The organism is Rhizobium herbae (assembly GCF_019511375.1).
Taxonomy (GTDB): domain Bacteria; phylum Pseudomonadota; class Alphaproteobacteria; order Rhizobiales; family Rhizobiaceae; genus Pararhizobium; species Pararhizobium herbae_A.
Genome location: NZ_JAEUAO010000001.1, coordinates 404344 through 420100, shown reverse-complemented (window position 1 = coordinate 420100; position 15757 = coordinate 404344). Strand labels below are relative to the sequence as shown.

Here is a 15757-nt window from a genome sequence, read left to right as displayed (position 1 = left end):
TCCGGACTGTTGTGGCACGCAACCCGTCAGTTCTTCCGGTTGACGGCAATCTCGTTCAGCATCCGGTTCATCTCGTCTTCCAGCGTCGGTTCCGTCCTCGCGCCCGCAACGCTGCCCAGCCGTGGTTCCTGCCGGATCATGGCGCTCTGCGAAGCCGCGTTCGCGCGCTGGTCCTGATCAACGCGCACGTCGTCGGCCGTCAGCTTGCCAAGGTCACCGGTGATCTGGGCGTCGAGAATACGTTCGAATTCGGCGACGGAGCTGTCTCTCTGGCTCGGCGCGGGCTGGGTGGTTTGCGTGGCGGATGCGACCGGTACCGGGTTTGTCTGCGTCAAGGGACGCTGCCCGGAAGCCGGTGGTGTTGCGGCCAGCACACGTGTGCGCGCTGCATCCAAAATGTCCTCCGGTGACCCGGCCCGCTCGACCGCGACCGTCGGTATGGTATTCGAGGTCACGGGTTGAAGGCGCGGCTGGGCAACCATACGCTCGGGCACTGCCTCGCGAACCTCCGGCTGCGCCCGTAGCTGGGCGCCTCTGGCCGTCGGTGCCGGGACCTGGTCAATGTTTTCGCCATAAAGCACCTGGCCCATCGCAGAGACGGGCGCGGTCCGGGTTTCTGCCGCCGGTGCCGCACGACGTTCCGCGACCGGGCTCGCGGCGATGGCTTCGGGAAGAGACGAGGCGGCGCCGGCCTGCGGGGCTGGCTGGGCACCGATGCGGCTTTCGATGACGATGTCCGTCGGGCCGCCGATCATGATCAGGTGCTCGACATCGTCCCGGCGGACCAGAACCAGACGCCTGCGGGTATCGACGGCTGCGGCATCGAGCACGGCGAGCCGCGGCTGCCGGTTCTTGCCACCGCGGATGAAGGGAGAAGAGGGGCGGTTGCGGATGAACCAGAGCACCGCCACGAGGCAAAAAAGGCCAAGAGCCACAGCGCCCGCGGCAATGATGAAACGGGTACCGTTGTTACCAACGATATCTTCGATCATGTGCGTTCTCCTTCGTGATTATCCTGACCTGCGCCCATTTGACGGCTTTTTTCAGATCGAGACAAGCGATGTTGCTCTTTGTCCAAGTCTGATTGGTTTATCATAGATCTAGTGCCGTTGTGGGCTTTGGCGACATCAGGCTGGACATTCCCTGTGAATTCACGCCAATGGCTTTCATGCAAGTGCTTTCTGCACTTCCCTGCGGCTGTTAAAGATGATTCCTGCTTGGTGTTTCGCTGTCCGCCGGCGCGGATTGCAGATCCGCCCGAGCTGCCGCCAAGCGGAGCAGATGGACCGAACCCGCGCATTCATTCCGGAGGCGCGCGGCACCGGTTGCAAACGAGGGCCCTATGACGAAATTGCAGCAGGCAGGTGACTATCACATGCCGATCGTGGACCGTGGAAGCCGGCCGGGCACGGTACTGCGGATCATTCTGCTCGCCATCGTCCTGACCGGTTCAGCCGTTGCCTTCGTCGTCTTCAAGAACCAGCTCGAGAATGAGATCGTGCTCGGCATTCTCGGCGTGCTGGCGATGGTCGGTATTTTCTTCCTGGTGTCCTCGGTCATCGGCTTCATCGAGGTCATGCCGCAATCCCGCCCGGACGAGCTTGCCCGGGCCTTTCTCGACGGCCACCAGGACGGTACGCTGGTGACCGACCGCAAGGGCCGGATCATCTATGCCAATGCCGCCTATGGCGCGCTCACCGGGGCGACCAAGGCGACGGAAATCCAGTCGCTCGAAACGATCCTGTCGCGCAACAGAGAGGCGACCGAGGCGATATACCGCCTGACCAACGGCCTGCATGAAGGCAAGGCCGGCCACGAGGAATTCCGTCTGCTGAAGCCTTTGAACCCGGGCGGCGGTTCTGCCGGATCGGGCGCCCATTGGTTTAGGCTGAAGGCCCGCGTCTTGCCGCTCGAAGACGGTGGTCGCAACCCTCTCTACATCTGGCAGATTTCCGACATCACCTCCGAGCGTGACGATCAGGAGCGCTTCTTCAAGGAATTGCAGAACGCCATCGATTATCTCGATCACGCGCCGGCCGGGTTCTTCTCCGCCGGCAAGAAGGGCGAGATCTTTTATATCAACGCGACGCTCGCCGATTGGCTCGGCCTCGACCTGACGAAATTCCAGCCCGGATCGATGACCATCGCCGATCTGGTGGCGGGCGAGGGGCTGGCGCTCGTCCAGTCCGTACAGGCCGAACCGGGCCTGAAAAAGACCAAGACACTCGACCTCGATCTCAAGAAGGCCAACGGCCAGAGTTTTGCTGTGCGCATGATCCACCGCGTATCCTCGACCCGGGACGGTGCTCCCGGCGAGAGCCGGACAATCGTGCTTGCCCGCGCCACGGATGACGAAAGCGATCAATCGGCCTCGATAGCCGCCATGCGCTTCACCCGTTTCTTCAACAACACGCCGATGGCAATCGCCTCCGTCGATGGCAACGGACGGATCTTGAGAACCAACGCGCCCTTCCTCAAACTGTTTTCTGGCGTCGTGTCGCAGGACGACATGGAGCATGGGGCATTGCTCGAAGCCGTGGTGCATGAGATGGAGCGGCCGCAACTGCGCGAGGCGCTCGAGGCCGCCAAGGACCGGCAGGGCGATATCGCCCCGATCGATTCGCTGCATCCGACCGATGAGACGCGGCATTTCCGCTTCTATGTGAATGCCGTCATCGACCAGAGCGATCAGGCGCCGGAAGAGGCGGCGATCGTCTATGCGGTGGAGATCACCGAGCAGAAGGCGCTCGAGACCCAGATGGCGCAGACGCAGAAGATGAATGCCGTCGGTACGCTGGCAGGCGGCATCGCCCATGACTTCAACAACGTGCTGACCGCGATCCTGCTTTCTTCGGATCACCTGCTTCTCTCGGCCCGGCCCTCCGACGCGAGCTTTGCCGACCTGATGGAAATCAAGCGCAACGCCAACCGTGCTGCCGTTTTGGTTCGCCAGCTTCTCGCCTTTTCGCGCAAGCAGACCATGCGGCCAACGGTGCTCAACATGACCGACGTCGTCGGCGATCTGCGCATGCTGGTCGACCGCATGACTGGAACCAACGTCAAGCTGGAGGTCGACTACGGCCGCGATCTCTGGCCGGTGCGCACCGATCTCGGCCAGTTCGAGCAGGTCATCCTCAACCTTGCGGTCAATGCCCGCGATGCGATGCCCAATGGCGGCGTCATCACGCTGCGCACGCGCAACCTGCCGGCCGCCGAAGTCGCGGCGCTGAACCGGCGTGAACTGCCGGAGGAGGATTATGTGATGGTTGAGGTGTCCGACCAGGGCACCGGCATTCCACCCGAGATCCTCGACAAGATATTCGAACCCTTCTTCACAACCAAGGAAGTCGGCAAGGGGACCGGCCTTGGGCTGTCGATGGTCTACGGCATCATCAAGCAGTCCGGCGGCTATATCTATCCCGAATCCGAGGTCGGCAAGGGCACGACGTTCCGCATCCTGCTGCCGCGCTATGTCGAGGAAACGCTGCTGCCGGGCGAGGTGGCTGACGTGCCAGCCGCCACCATGCTCGGAACCAAGCCCCCCTCCAAGGCGGAGGAGCCGACCGACCTCACCGGCAACTCGGCAGTCGTGCTCTTGGTGGAAGACGAGGAAGCGGTTCGCCGGGGCGGCAAGCGCATGCTGGAGACCCGCGGCTATACCGTGCACGAGGCAGGCTCTGGCGTCGAGGCGCTCGAGATCATGGAGGAACTGAACGGCGCGGTCGATATCGTCGTCTCCGACGTCGTCATGCCCGAAATGGACGGGCCGACGCTGCTTCGGGAAATCCGCAAGAACTATCCCGACCTTAAATTCATCTTCGTCTCCGGCTATGCCGAAGACGCCTTCGCCAAGAACCTGCCGGCCGACGCCAAGTTCGGCTTCCTGCCGAAGCCGTTTTCGCTGAAGCAGCTTGCGGTTGCCGTGCGAGAAATGCTCGACAGCTGAGGAGAAAACGGCCGGACATCACTCCGGCCCAGACTGCTGATAAAGCCGGTTATCTGCCAATTCCGTCATGCTTGGGCTTGTCCCAGGCATCTAAGCCTGTCAGAATTTAAAAATAAATAATTAAGCTCAATAGCTTAACGGGCGTGAGGCAGATCCTCGGCACAAGGCCGAGGATGACGTCAGGGGGTGTTGTGAGGTTTGTCAGCGATCTGAGGCCGGACATCACTCCGGCCTTTGCTTTCTGCGTACCGGTGAACTATTCCAGCGCAACGGCGATTTCAGCGGCAAGCCGCGCATTGTTTTCGACCAGCGCAATATTGGTTTCGAGGCTTCTGCCATCGGTCAGCCCGAAGATGCTGTCGAGCAGATAGGGCGTGACGGCCTTGCCGGAAATCTCGTCGCGTTCGGCATTGTCGAGCGCGCGGGCGATGTAGATCTCCATTTCGTCGCGCGGGATCTCGCTTTCCTCCGGCACCGGATTGGCGATCAGCATGCCGCCGTCGACGCCGAGCAGGTCGCGCATCCTCTGGAAATTGGCGATTGCCGCCGGGCTATTGAGCATCAGCGGGCTCTTCAGTCCGGAATCGCGCGACCAGAAGGCCGGGAAGATGTCGCTGTCATAGGTGACGACCGGAACGCCTCGCGTTTCCAGCACTTCGAGCGTCTTGGGAATGTCGAGGATCGCCTTGGCGCCGGCTGAGACGACGATCACGCCGGTGCGCGCCAGTTCGTCGAGGTCGGCGGAAATGTCGAATGTCTCCTCGGCCTTGCGATGCACGCCACCGATGCCGCCGGTGGCAAAGACCCGGATGCCGGCGCGCGCCGCGGCAATCATGGTTGCGGCGACAGTCGTTGCGCCCGTGCGGCGTTCGGCAATCGCAAAGGCGAGGTCGGCGCGCGACAGCTTCATCGCGCCTTCGGTCTGGGCGAGCGTTTCGAGCTGCGCGTCTTCCAGGCCGATGTGCAGGATACCGTCGATGACGGCGATCGTCGCCGGTACTGCGCCTTCCTCGCGGATGATTGCCTCGACGCTGCGGGCCATGTCGAGATTGCCGGGGAAGGGCATGCCATGGGTGATGATTGTCGATTCCAGCGCCACCAGCGGCGCGCCGCGTGCCTTGGCGGCCGCGACTTCGTCGGAATATTCCATCGGCAGTAGGGGTGAAAACGGCTTGGTCATCGCATGTCCTTTGTGGCTCTCTCGGGCGCGTTCATGACAGGATTTCGGCTGGCGGCACAAGCCGAATTGCCTCCCCAAGCATCTCGCGCGACATTTTTTCCGATACGGCAAGCGGCGAGCGCACGGTGATGCCGGCGGCAGCGACCCCTGAACGCAGGCACATGTCCAGCGGTTCGCCGCCGAGGTATGCCGCCAGGAAACCGGCGGCCAGCGCGTCTCCGGCGCCGGTTACATCGCCGAGCGCATCGAGGGCAGGCGGGGTGACGGCAACGGCCTGCCCCTGGCGAAAGGCGAGCGCCCGCCTGCCGCCGCGGGTGATGACGCCGCCGGAAAGACCGGCAGCCTGCAGAAGCGCGGGCCATTCTGCCGCTTCCGTGACGTCGCTGCCCGTCAGGGCGCGCGCTTCCGCCTCGTTCATGAACAGGAAGCTGAGGCCGGCGAGACTGTTTGCAAGGCGCACCACCTTGGCCGGAGAAATGGCGATGGCCGCGATCGGCTTTGCTTCCTGCGCGGCCCGTTCGATGAGGCTCGCAAGCGTTTCCTCCGGCAGGTTGGCGTCGGTGACGATCAGATCGCTCGCGGAAACAAGCTCCCGCATGGCGCGCTGCTGCAGCCGCCGTGGGGAGAACAGCCGGTAGAGATCCATGTCGGCAAGCGCGATCACCAGATTGCCGTCGTTTTCGAGAATGGCCGTGTAGCTCGGCGTCTTGCGATCGAGGAAGACGAACGGGTTGTCGATCACGCCCGCTGCAGCGGCGGCTTCTGCGACCGTGTTGCCCGCAGCATCGCCGCCGCGCGGGCTGATCATGCATACCTCAAGCCCGAGCCGCGCCAGATTACGCGCCGCATTGAAGCCGCCGCCGCCAGCCTCCTCGAACCAGCTGCCCGGATTGCTGGCGCCCGGGGCCGTCGCGCCGGAGATGCGCCCGCGCCGGTCAATATGCGCGCCGCCGAAGATGGAAACTTTGCTGCCTGTCATGCGTTTTCCCGTGTGCCCCTGAGATCCGATTCGTTGTGTCCGTTATTCGAGGGTGTCCGCTATCCCGCTTTTTTATGGGCTTCTGAAAGAACGGGAACAAGAAACGAACACGCCGTCATTTTTTCCATGGAATCAGCTGTATAGGCGCCGCTTGCCAAATGAGAACAAAAAGTGTACATAGCTTTCATCGGCAGCTTCATTGCCTCGGCAGCTTCCATAACCTAAAGGTGGATCAAATGGCACAAAACTCTTTGCGGCTCGTAGAGGACAAATCGGTGGATAAAAGCAAGGCACTTGAAGCGGCACTTTCCCAGATCGAACGGTCGTTCGGCAAGGGATCGATCATGAAGCTCGGTGGAAAGGACAGCATCGTCGAGATTGAAACCGTTTCGACGGGCTCCTTGAGTCTCGACATCGCACTCGGCATCGGCGGACTGCCCAAGGGGCGTATCGTCGAAATCTACGGACCGGAAAGCTCGGGCAAGACCACCCTTGCGCTGCAAACGATCGCCGAGGCCCAGAAGAAGGGCGGCATCTGCGCCTTCGTCGATGCGGAACACGCGCTGGATCCGGTCTATGCCCGCAAGCTCGGCGTCGATCTGGAAAACCTTTTGATCTCCCAGCCTGATACCGGCGAACAGGCGCTTGAAATCACCGATACGCTGGTGCGCTCGGGTGCGATCGATGTTCTCGTCGTCGACTCCGTGGCGGCGCTGACGCCGCGAGCTGAAATCGAAGGCGAAATGGGTGACAGTCTGCCGGGTCTGCAGGCGCGCCTGATGAGCCAGGCGCTGCGCAAGCTGACCGCATCGATCTCCAAGTCGAACTGCATGGTGATCTTCATCAACCAGATCCGCATGAAGATCGGCGTCATGTTCGGTTCGCCGGAAACGACAACGGGCGGCAACGCGCTGAAGTTTTACGCCTCGGTGCGCCTCGACATTCGCCGCATCGGCTCGGTCAAGGAGCGCGAAGAGGTCGTCGGCAACCAGACCCGCGTCAAGGTCGTCAAGAACAAGATGGCGCCTCCCTTCAAGCAGGTCGAATTTGACATCATGTATGGCGAGGGCGTTTCCAAGACCGGCGAGCTTGTCGATCTCGGCGTCAAGGCCGGCATCGTCGAAAAGTCTGGCGCCTGGTTCTCCTATAACAGCCAGCGTCTCGGCCAGGGCCGCGAGAACGCCAAGTCCTTCCTGCGCGACAATCCGGATACGGCGCGCGAGATCGAACTCGCCCTGCGCCAGAATGCCGGTTTGATCGCTGAAAAATTCCTTGAAAACGGTGGACCGGAAGCCGGAGACGACGATGACGATGCGGCTTTGGCATAAGTTCGCGTGATTTTACTGAATGTCTTTGCCGGCCGCTCCTTGACAGGGCGGCCGGTTTGCTTTTGCCGTCTGGACAGGGGTTGGCGCGGACGATAAAAGCCTGTGTTCCAAACGGGCGGGAGCAGGATCGGCGAATATCGGCGATCGGCGATTTTCAAGAGTTTTCCGGTTCGCGGCTCGGCCAGGGCTGCGGACATCTGATGCAGAGGTAAGGGCGCACTATGAACGGCGTGAATGAAATCCGGTCGACGTTCCTCGACTACTTCAAGAAGAACGGCCATGAGGTCGTGCCGTCGAGCCCGCTGGTGCCGCGCAACGACCCGACCCTGATGTTCACCAATGCCGGCATGGTGCAGTTCAAGAACGTCTTCACCGGCCTCGAGCAACGGCCCTATTCCACGGCCGCCACCGCGCAGAAATGCGTGCGTGCCGGCGGCAAGCATAACGACCTCGACAATGTCGGCTATACTGCGCGCCATCACACCTTCTTTGAAATGCTCGGCAATTTCTCGTTCGGCGACTATTTCAAGGAGCGGGCGATCGAGCTTGCCTGGAACCTGATCACCAGGGATTTCGGCATTGACGCCAAGCGTCTGCTGGTCACCGTCTATCACACCGACGACGAGGCGTTCGGCCTGTGGAAGAAGATCGCCGGCTTCAGCGACGACCGGATCATCCGTATCCCGACCAGCGACAATTTCTGGGCCATGGGCGATACCGGTCCCTGCGGGCCCTGTTCTGAAATCTTCTACGACCACGGCGACCATATCTGGGGCGGCCCCCCGGGTTCGAAGGATGAAGATGGCGACCGCTTCATCGAAATCTGGAACCTCGTTTTCATGCAGTACGAGCAGGTGACGAAGGAACAGCGCGTCGATCTTCCGCGTCCGTCGATCGACACCGGCATGGGCCTCGAGCGGGTCGCGGCCCTCATGCAGGGCAAGCACGACAACTACGACATCGACCTGTTCCGCGCGCTGATCGAGGCGTCGGAAGAGGCGACCGGCGTCAAGGCCGAGGGCGACCGTCGCGCCAGCCACCGCGTCATCGCCGACCATCTGCGGTCCTCCGCCTTCCTGATTGCCGATGGCGTCCTGCCGTCGAACGAAGGGCGCGGCTACGTGCTTCGTCGCATTATGCGCCGTGCCATGCGCCATGCGCAGCTGCTCGGCGCCAAGGAGCCGTTGATGTGGAAGCTCCTGCCGGCCCTGGTCGGCCAGATGGGCCGCGCCTATCCCGAGCTGATGCGCGCCGAAGCGCTGATTTCCGAAACCCTGAAACTCGAGGAAACCCGCTTCCGCAAGACGCTGGAGCGGGGCCTCGGCCTTCTCGCGGATGCGACGGCGGATCTCTCGGAAGGCGACCGGCTGAACGGCGAAACCGCCTTCAAGCTCTACGATACCTACGGCTTCCCGCTTGACCTGACGCAGGACGCGTTGCGCGCCCGCGGCATCGGCGTCGATACGGACGCATTCTCCGCGGCCATGGAGCGGCAGAAGGCGGAGGCTCGCGCCTCCTGGTCCGGCTCCGGTGACAAGGCCACGGAAACCATCTGGTACGAACTCAAGGAAAAGCTCGGGGCAACCGACTTCCTCGGCTACGACACCGAGACCGCTGAAGGCGTCGTTCAGGCGATCGTGCGCGACGGCAAGGCGATCGAGACCGCTGCGAAGGGCGAGACGGTCCAGCTGGTGCTCAACCAGACGCCGTTCTACGGCGAGTCCGGCGGCCAGGTTGGGGATACCGGCGTGATCTCGACCGACGGCGCCAGGCTGACGGTGACCGACACGCAGAAGCGTGGCGAAGGCCTGTTCGTCCATGCCTGCGTCGTGGATGAAGGCATGGTGAAGGTCGGCGATGCCGCTGCGCTCACCGTCGATCATGCCCGCCGCTCGCGGTTGCGTGCCAATCATTCGGCGACCCATCTTCTCCACGAGGCGCTGCGCGAGGTGCTCGGCACCCATGTGGCGCAGAAGGGTTCGCTGGTCGCGCCCGAGCGCCTGCGCTTCGACGTTTCGCATCCGAAGCCGATGACGGCCGACGAACTGAAGCTGGTCGAAGACATGGCGAACGAGATCATCGTGCAGAACTCGCCCGTCACCACCCGCCTGATGAGCGTCGACGATGCGATCGCCGAGGGCGCGATGGCGCTGTTCGGGGAGAAATACGGCGATGAGGTCCGCGTCGTGTCGATGGGGCAGGGCATTCATGGCTCCAAGGCCAACCGGCCCTATTCGGTCGAACTCTGCGGCGGCACCCATGTCGGCGCCACGGGCGAAATCGGCCTGGTGCGGATCGTCGGCGAAAGTGCCGTCGGTGCCGGCGTTCGCCGCCTCGAGGCGTTGACCGGTGCGTCGGCGCTTGCCTACCTCAACGAGCAGGACGAGCGGGTCAAGTCGCTTGCCGCGACGCTGAAGGTGCAGCCGGCAGAGGTGTTGAGCCGCGTCGAAACACTGATGGACGAGCGCCGCAAGCTGGAGCGCGAGCTGAACGAGGCAAAGAAGAAGCTGGCGCTCGGCGGCGGCGACGCCAATGGTTCTGCCGATCAGGTGCAGCAGATTGGCGGCGTCAAGTTCCTCGGCAAGGTCGTGACCGGCGTCGAGCCGAAGGATTTGAAGAGCCTCGCCGATGATGGCAAGAAGAGCCTCGGCTCCGGCATCGTCACCTTTGTCGGCGTTTCCGCCGATGGCAAGGCGAGCGCCGTCGTTGCCGTCACCGACGACCTGACCGGTCGCTTCAGCGCCGTAGACCTGGTCCGCGTCGCCTCCGCAGCACTCGGCGGCAAGGGCGGCGGCGGTCGCGCCGACATGGCGCAGGCCGGCGGCCCGGACGGTGCCAAGGCCAAGGATGCCATCGATGCGGTCGGCGCGGCGCTGGCGGCGTAATAGCAACCTGCGCTGATATTGACCGATTTCGTGGGCCTGATGCGGTCGTCCGGCTAGGAGCAGAGCGACGTTTCAGGCATCGGTCGAGGATTGCGACGACGCCGGTGGCCGACATCCGGCCCACCCGAAGTGCCGGGCGCTTTTGGCCTCCGGGCAGCGTCGAAAATCCTCGCCGGACGGCTTCCTCCTTACCTGAAACCAGAATCGCTCCGGCGAAATCGGTCAATATCAGCGCAGGTTGGTATAAGCCGGCTTCAACGGAATTGTTTGAGAGACGAGAACCGGGCTGAGAGGTCCGGTTTTTTCTTTGGCCGATGCTCGCGCATGTTCAAATCTGCCGCTGCAACTTCGCAGGATTTGTCAAATCCCGATATGGTTCTGTCTCCCTGTTCGGCTTGCATGAGGATCGACATGAGGGAAGAGGGCATCTGGGCGGTTTACGAGCAGCGCTTGCGGCGCGTATCGGCCTATATCCACGACCATCTGGATGAGGAGCTCGATCTCGATCGGCTTTCGCAGATTGCTTGTCTTTCGCCGCATCACTGGCACCGGATCTACCGGGCCGTGCACGGCGAAACACTAGCCGCGACCGTCAAGCGGCTCAGGCTGCACAGGGCCGCCGGCGATCTCGTGCGCACCAACCTCTCCGTCGAAGAGATTGCAAGACGAACCGGCTATCCCAATCTCCAGTCCTTCAACCGGATTTTCAAATCTGTGTTCGGCATGCCGCCGGCCCGGTATCGCAGGGAGGGGAGCCACACGATCTTTGAATCTGTGTCGAAAAAAGGAATTGGCGACATGTATGACGTAACGACGAAAACCCTGCCGGCCCGCAAACTGGTCGGCGTCAGCCACACAGGCTCCTATATGGCAATCGGCCGTGCCTTCGAAACGCTTGGGGGCACGCTGCAGGCACGACACCTCTTCTCACCGGAGATGAAGATGATTGGCGTCTATCTCGATGATCCGGAACTGGTGCCGGAAGACAAGCTGCGGTCGTTTGCCTGTGTGACCGAAGGTGAGCATGTCCCGGCGGAAGCACCGTTGGTCCACCTGCATCTCGATGGCGGCGAATATGCCGTGCTGCGGCACAAAGGCCCCTACGCTGAACTGCACAGGGCCTATCGCTGGCTTTATGGCGAATGGCTGCCGCAGTCCGGCCGCGAAGTCCGTGACACTGTGATGTTCGAGGAATACATCAACAATCCGCGTGACGCCGCGCCGACGGAGCTGCTGACTGATATCCATCTGCCGCTGAAATGAGCGGATCGCAGCGCCCGGAGCGTGAGGCGGGTGCTGCGTATTTTATCCCGTCAGAGGCGCTCATGGATTTTTCGCGCCGAAGACACCCCAGTGCATCAGTCCTTCCAAGACGCCATCCGCCATCAACCCTTTGGCGCGATAGACATCCGGCCGTTCCGCGGCAATTTCCTGCAACTCCGGAAGGGCATTGCCGACGACGATACCGCGCACGCCCGGCAGGTCAAACATGGCGCGATCATTGTTGGTGTCGCCGGCAACGACGACATCGTCGTGCGAAAGTCCAAGCTGGCGGCAGAGCCAGGTGAGTGCCGCCCCCTTGTCGACGCCCGCCGGCAGAATGTCGAGATCGCGGTTGCTGGAATAGACCAGGCGGGCCGGTATCCCCGCAGCTGCCAACCGTTCCTCGATGCTCGCCAGCATCGCCGTGTCCGCGTCGGGCAGGTACCAGCTTGACTTGTGGGCGTGCTGATACGGGTCGGGCTGGACGACGACATCGGCGAGGTCGGCGAGTGCTGCGGCAATCAGCGTCCGGTCGAAACCGGCACCGATGGAGCGGGTATAGAGCATCGCGTGGGATGGATCCCTCTCATTGTGCAGCATGGTCCCGACGCCGCCGATATAGACATCCGGTGGGGGCAGGGCCCTGGTGGCGAAAAAGGCCCTTTGGTCCTCGATCAGCCGGCCGCTGTTGACGACGAGCAGTGGCCGATCTTCCTGCGGAAGGCTTTGCCAGGCCTCACAAAATCGCACCTCCGCGGCCTGGTCGCCTGCCAGCGTGCCGTCGATATCGCTGCAGAGCAGCCGCACGCGTCTCAATCTCCGTCCGTCCATGGCTCGGCCCATTCGTTGTCGTCGACAGCCTGCGGCATCGGGCGTCCCTCCACGACGCCGATGAGTTGCTGAGCAATTCCGGTCCAGGTGAAGAGGCTGCGTGCCTTGTGGGCGCCCATGCGCGACAGGCGGCCATAGAGCCGCTCGTGTTTCAACGGCTTCATCATGGTAATGCCGAGATCGTATTTATCGAAGGGATCAGCAAACAGCGCATGGCGCCCGTAGGTGACCGCTCGAAACAGCCCGCCATGAATGGTGATGATTGTCGGCGTGCCGCTGGCCATGGCTTCGATCGCCGTCATGCCGAAGGGCTCGTAGCGGCTGGAGAGAACGAAGATATCCGCGGCGCGGTAGAAGTCCGGCAAATCCTCGTCCGTCACGAAGCCTGAGAAGACGACCTTCTCCTGCAATCCGAGGGCGGCGACGCGATCTTTCAATTCCTGAAGCAGCCCCGCCTCGTGCTCGTCCATGTTCTCGCCGCCGACGGCGAGATGAAGCCGCGCCTCCGGTTCGCGCTCCGCGAGCACGGAAAATCCGTCGATCAAGAGATCGTAGCCCTTGTTGGTCGCAAGCCGCCCGAGCGCCATCACCACCTTGCCTTCGAAACCGAAGCGCTGGCGCGCCATGTCGCGGGTCGCCTTGGAGACGGGGTAGAAGCGGTTGTCGTCATAGCCGGGCGGGATCATGTGCACCCGGTCGCGCGGCAGGTTGTAGTCGTTGACGAGCACTTCCACCTGGATCGGTGTCGTGGCGATCACCATGCTGCACGAACGATAGATGATCAATTCGTGCTTGATGCGTTCGGAGAAGTTGAATTCCCTTTCGAAAGTATCCGCCTTGTCCGGGTAATCCGTCTCCATCTGCCGCTTCTTCCAGAGGCCGAGCGAATGCGGCGTATGGATGTGGGTGACGCCTAGCGCTTCCGACAAGCGCTGGCCGGCAATCCCGGCGTCCCAATAATGGCTGTTGATCAGCGTGTAGGTGAAATTATTCCGGCGGATGAAGCGCGCGGCATTCTCGCACCACTCCATCAGGTGCCGGTAGAGATATTCTTTCGCAATGAACTCTCTGCCGCCGCAGGGTATGCGGATGACGCGCACGCGTTCGTCGACTTGGTCGAATTCCGGCTGGTCCTCGAAGCGGCGCGTGTAGATATCGACCTCATGACCGAGGAGCGCCAGTTTGCGGGCGAGTTCGATGACGTAGACCACCTGGCCACCGGTATCGGCAGCGCCAAGCGGCGGTTCGGCGGCGACGTATCCGTGGGTTGATACAAGCGCGATGCGCGGAAGGTGCGAATGGGATCTGTCAAGAGCAACGGTCATTTATCAGCTGTCACGATCTTTTCTGGGAGGTGAAGCGTGCCCGGCACGCAGAAAGGTTCAGGTCGCGAACGATCGGGAGCGGAAAAGGTTCCAAATAAAAATGATGCGTGTGCTGGGGGATGTTGCGCAGCCTCTGGTTTAGAGTTTACTGTGTGCCGCGCGTTTATGGCAACGGCGGTTTGGAGAGCCGCTTGCAGTTGGGGAAAGATTCAATGACCGAGAACGCTCTGGCAATCCATCGATCGAAGACGAAGACGTTGCTGCTTTTTGGCGGTGCAGTGGCCTTCGTTGCGCTTGGCGCGTTCATTGCGAAGACAACCTATGCCGAACAGGGGGCCGGTGCCTTTGGGGTCTTCATCGGCCTTGTCTCCATCGTCTTTTTCGGTTTTTGCGGCATCCTCATCCTCGTGAAGGTCTTCGACGGGCGTCCGGCGGTCGAATTCCTGAAGGAAGGTCTGCTGGTGCCGGATATTTCGCCCAAGCCGATCAACTGGCCGGACATTATCGCCGCACGGCTGATCTCCTATCGCAACCAGCCCATCGTCGAACTGATCCTGTCTCCGCAGGCCGAGCAGTCTTTGCCCTTTACGCGCGTTGTGCGCTACACCCGGGCGGCAAACCGGGGACTGGGCATCAACGGCGTCTGCCTGAGCGCGGCGGGGCTTCAGATGCCGGCGCCGGATATCGTCGATCTGATCGGCGAGTGGGCGCAAAAGGCTCAGTCTGCCGAAACCTGACGTCCGAAATGAAGAACCCGGCACGGAGCCGGGTTTCTCAAGTCGCTGTTGTTGACCGCGATCAGGCGGCCATTGCCTTGCGCAGGTTCTCGTCGATCTTGTCGAGGAAGCCGGTGGTCGAGAGCCAGGGCTGGTCGGGTCCGATGAGAAGTGCCAGGTCCTTCGTCATGAAGCCTGCTTCCACGGTATCGACGCAGACCTTTTCAAGCGTATCGGCGAACCTTGCGAGCTCAGCGTTGTCGTCGAGCTTGGCGCGGTGGGCGAGACCACGGGTCCAGGCGAAGATCGAGGCGATCGAATTGGTCGAGGTTTCCTCGCCCTTCTGGTGCTGGCGGTAGTGGCGGGTGACGGTGCCGTGGGCCGCTTCGGCTTCCACCGTCTTGCCGTCCGGCGTCATCAGTACCGAGGTCATCAGGCCGAGCGAGCCGAAGCCCTGCGCGACGATGTCGGACTGGACGTCGCCGTCATAGTTCTTGCAGGCCCAGACATAGCCGCCGGACCACTTCAGCGCCGAAGCGACCATGTCGTCGATCAGGCGGTGCTCGTACCAGATCTTCAGTTCCTTGAACTTGTCGGCAAATTCCTCGTCGAAAACTTTCTGGAAGATGTCCTTGAAGCGGCCGTCATAGACCTTGAGGATGGTGTTCTTGGTCGACAGGTAGACCGGAACCTTGCGCTGCAGGCCGTAATTCAGCGAGGCGCGGGCGAATTCGGTGATCGATTCGTCGAGGTTGTACATGCCCATGGCAACGCCAGCCGCCGGCGCGTCATAAACTTCGTGCTCGATTTCCTTACCGTCGTCGCCGACGAACTTCATGTAGAGCTTGCCCTTGCCGGGGAACTTGAAGTCGGTGGCGCGATACTGGTCGCCGAAGGCGTGGCGGCCGACGATGATCGGCTTGGTCCAGCCGGGGACGAGGCGCGGCACGTTCTTGCAGATGATCGGTTCGCGGAAGATCACGCCGCCGAGGATGTTGCGGATCGTGCCGTTCGGCGACTTCCACATCTTCTTCAGCTTGAATTCCTCGACGCGGGCCTCGTCGGGGGTGATGGTCGCGCACTTGACGCCGACGCCGTGCTTCTTGATGGCGTTGGCCGCATCGATCGTCACCTGATCGTCGGTAGCGTCGCGGTTTTCCATGCCGAGGTCGTAATATTCCAGATCGATATCCAGATATGGATGGATCAGCTTATCCTTGATGAACTGCCAGATGATGCGGGTCATCTCATCGCCGTCGAGCTCGACGACCGGATTGGCGACCTTGATCTTTGTCATGATGCAA

The 15757-nt window shown here is 62.0% G+C and carries 11 protein-coding genes; 5 read left to right on the top strand and 6 right to left on the bottom strand.

Annotated features, from left to right (window positions below):
• Positions 1 to 26 precede the first annotated feature (26 nt).
• Positions 27 to 992, bottom strand: coding sequence for a flagellar biosynthetic protein FliO (locus JNB71_RS02100; protein ID WP_220370184.1), 966 nt, complete (start codon positions 990 to 992; stop codon positions 27 to 29).
• 350 nt (positions 993 to 1342) lie between these two features.
• Between JNB71_RS02100 and cckA the strand changes: the two genes are divergently transcribed.
• Complete coding sequence (cckA, locus tag JNB71_RS02095; protein ID WP_220370183.1) at positions 1343 to 3946, top strand: cell cycle histidine kinase CckA; 2604 nt, start codon at positions 1343 to 1345, stop codon at positions 3944 to 3946.
• Positions 3947 to 4202: 256 nt separating this feature from the next.
• Here cckA and JNB71_RS02090 read toward each other — a convergent pair whose 3' ends face one another.
• Both JNB71_RS02090 and JNB71_RS02085 read right to left on the bottom strand, forming a co-directional pair.
• A complete protein-coding gene (locus JNB71_RS02090) occupies positions 4203 to 5126 on the bottom strand; it encodes a pseudouridine-5'-phosphate glycosidase (protein WP_220370182.1) in 924 nt (307 codons plus the stop codon).
• A 31-nt stretch (positions 5127 to 5157) separates the two neighbouring features.
• Positions 5158 to 6105 (bottom strand): carbohydrate kinase family protein, encoded by a 948-nt coding sequence (locus tag JNB71_RS02085; RefSeq protein ID WP_220370181.1) that lies wholly within the window; start codon positions 6103 to 6105, stop codon positions 5158 to 5160.
• A 236-nt stretch (positions 6106 to 6341) separates the two neighbouring features.
• On the opposite strand from JNB71_RS02085, the gene recA reads away from it, so the two are divergent.
• The 3 genes from recA to JNB71_RS02070 all read left to right on the top strand — a co-directional run bounded on the left by recA (position 6342) and on the right by JNB71_RS02070 (position 11581).
• Positions 6342 to 7433 (top strand): recombinase RecA, encoded by a 1092-nt coding sequence (recA, locus tag JNB71_RS02080; RefSeq protein WP_220370180.1) that lies wholly within the window; start codon positions 6342 to 6344, stop codon positions 7431 to 7433.
• Between the two features lie 221 nt (positions 7434 to 7654).
• Entirely contained in the window at positions 7655 to 10318 is a 2664-nt protein-coding gene (gene alaS, locus JNB71_RS02075; protein WP_220370179.1) for an alanine--tRNA ligase, read from the top strand.
• A 411-nt stretch (positions 10319 to 10729) separates the two neighbouring features.
• Complete coding sequence (locus JNB71_RS02070; protein ID WP_220370178.1) at positions 10730 to 11581, top strand: AraC family transcriptional regulator; 852 nt, start codon at positions 10730 to 10732, stop codon at positions 11579 to 11581.
• Positions 11582 to 11641: 60 nt separating this feature from the next.
• On the opposite strand, the gene JNB71_RS02065 is transcribed toward JNB71_RS02070, so the two are convergent.
• Together JNB71_RS02065 and JNB71_RS02060 are read right to left on the bottom strand one after the other, a co-directional pair.
• On the bottom strand, positions 11642 to 12397 hold the full coding sequence (locus JNB71_RS02065; RefSeq protein ID WP_223215723.1) for an HAD-IIB family hydrolase: 756 nt from the start codon (positions 12395 to 12397) through the stop codon (positions 11642 to 11644).
• Positions 12394 to 13737, bottom strand: a complete 1344-nt coding sequence (locus JNB71_RS02060; RefSeq protein WP_220370176.1) for a glycosyltransferase family 4 protein — start codon at positions 13735 to 13737, stop codon at positions 12394 to 12396. The genes JNB71_RS02065 and JNB71_RS02060 overlap by 4 nt, the downstream gene beginning before the upstream one ends.
• A gap of 212 nt (positions 13738 to 13949) precedes the next feature.
• Here JNB71_RS02060 and JNB71_RS02055 point away from each other — a divergent pair, with 212 nt between their 5' ends.
• Entirely contained in the window at positions 13950 to 14474 is a 525-nt protein-coding gene (locus tag JNB71_RS02055; RefSeq protein ID WP_220370175.1) for an STM3941 family protein, read from the top strand.
• A 61-nt stretch (positions 14475 to 14535) separates the two neighbouring features.
• On the opposite strand, the gene JNB71_RS02050 is transcribed toward JNB71_RS02055, so the two are convergent.
• On the bottom strand, positions 14536 to 15750 hold the full coding sequence (locus JNB71_RS02050) for an NADP-dependent isocitrate dehydrogenase (protein ID WP_112846738.1): 1215 nt from the start codon (positions 15748 to 15750) through the stop codon (positions 14536 to 14538).
• Positions 15751 to 15757: the final 7 nt, after the last annotated feature.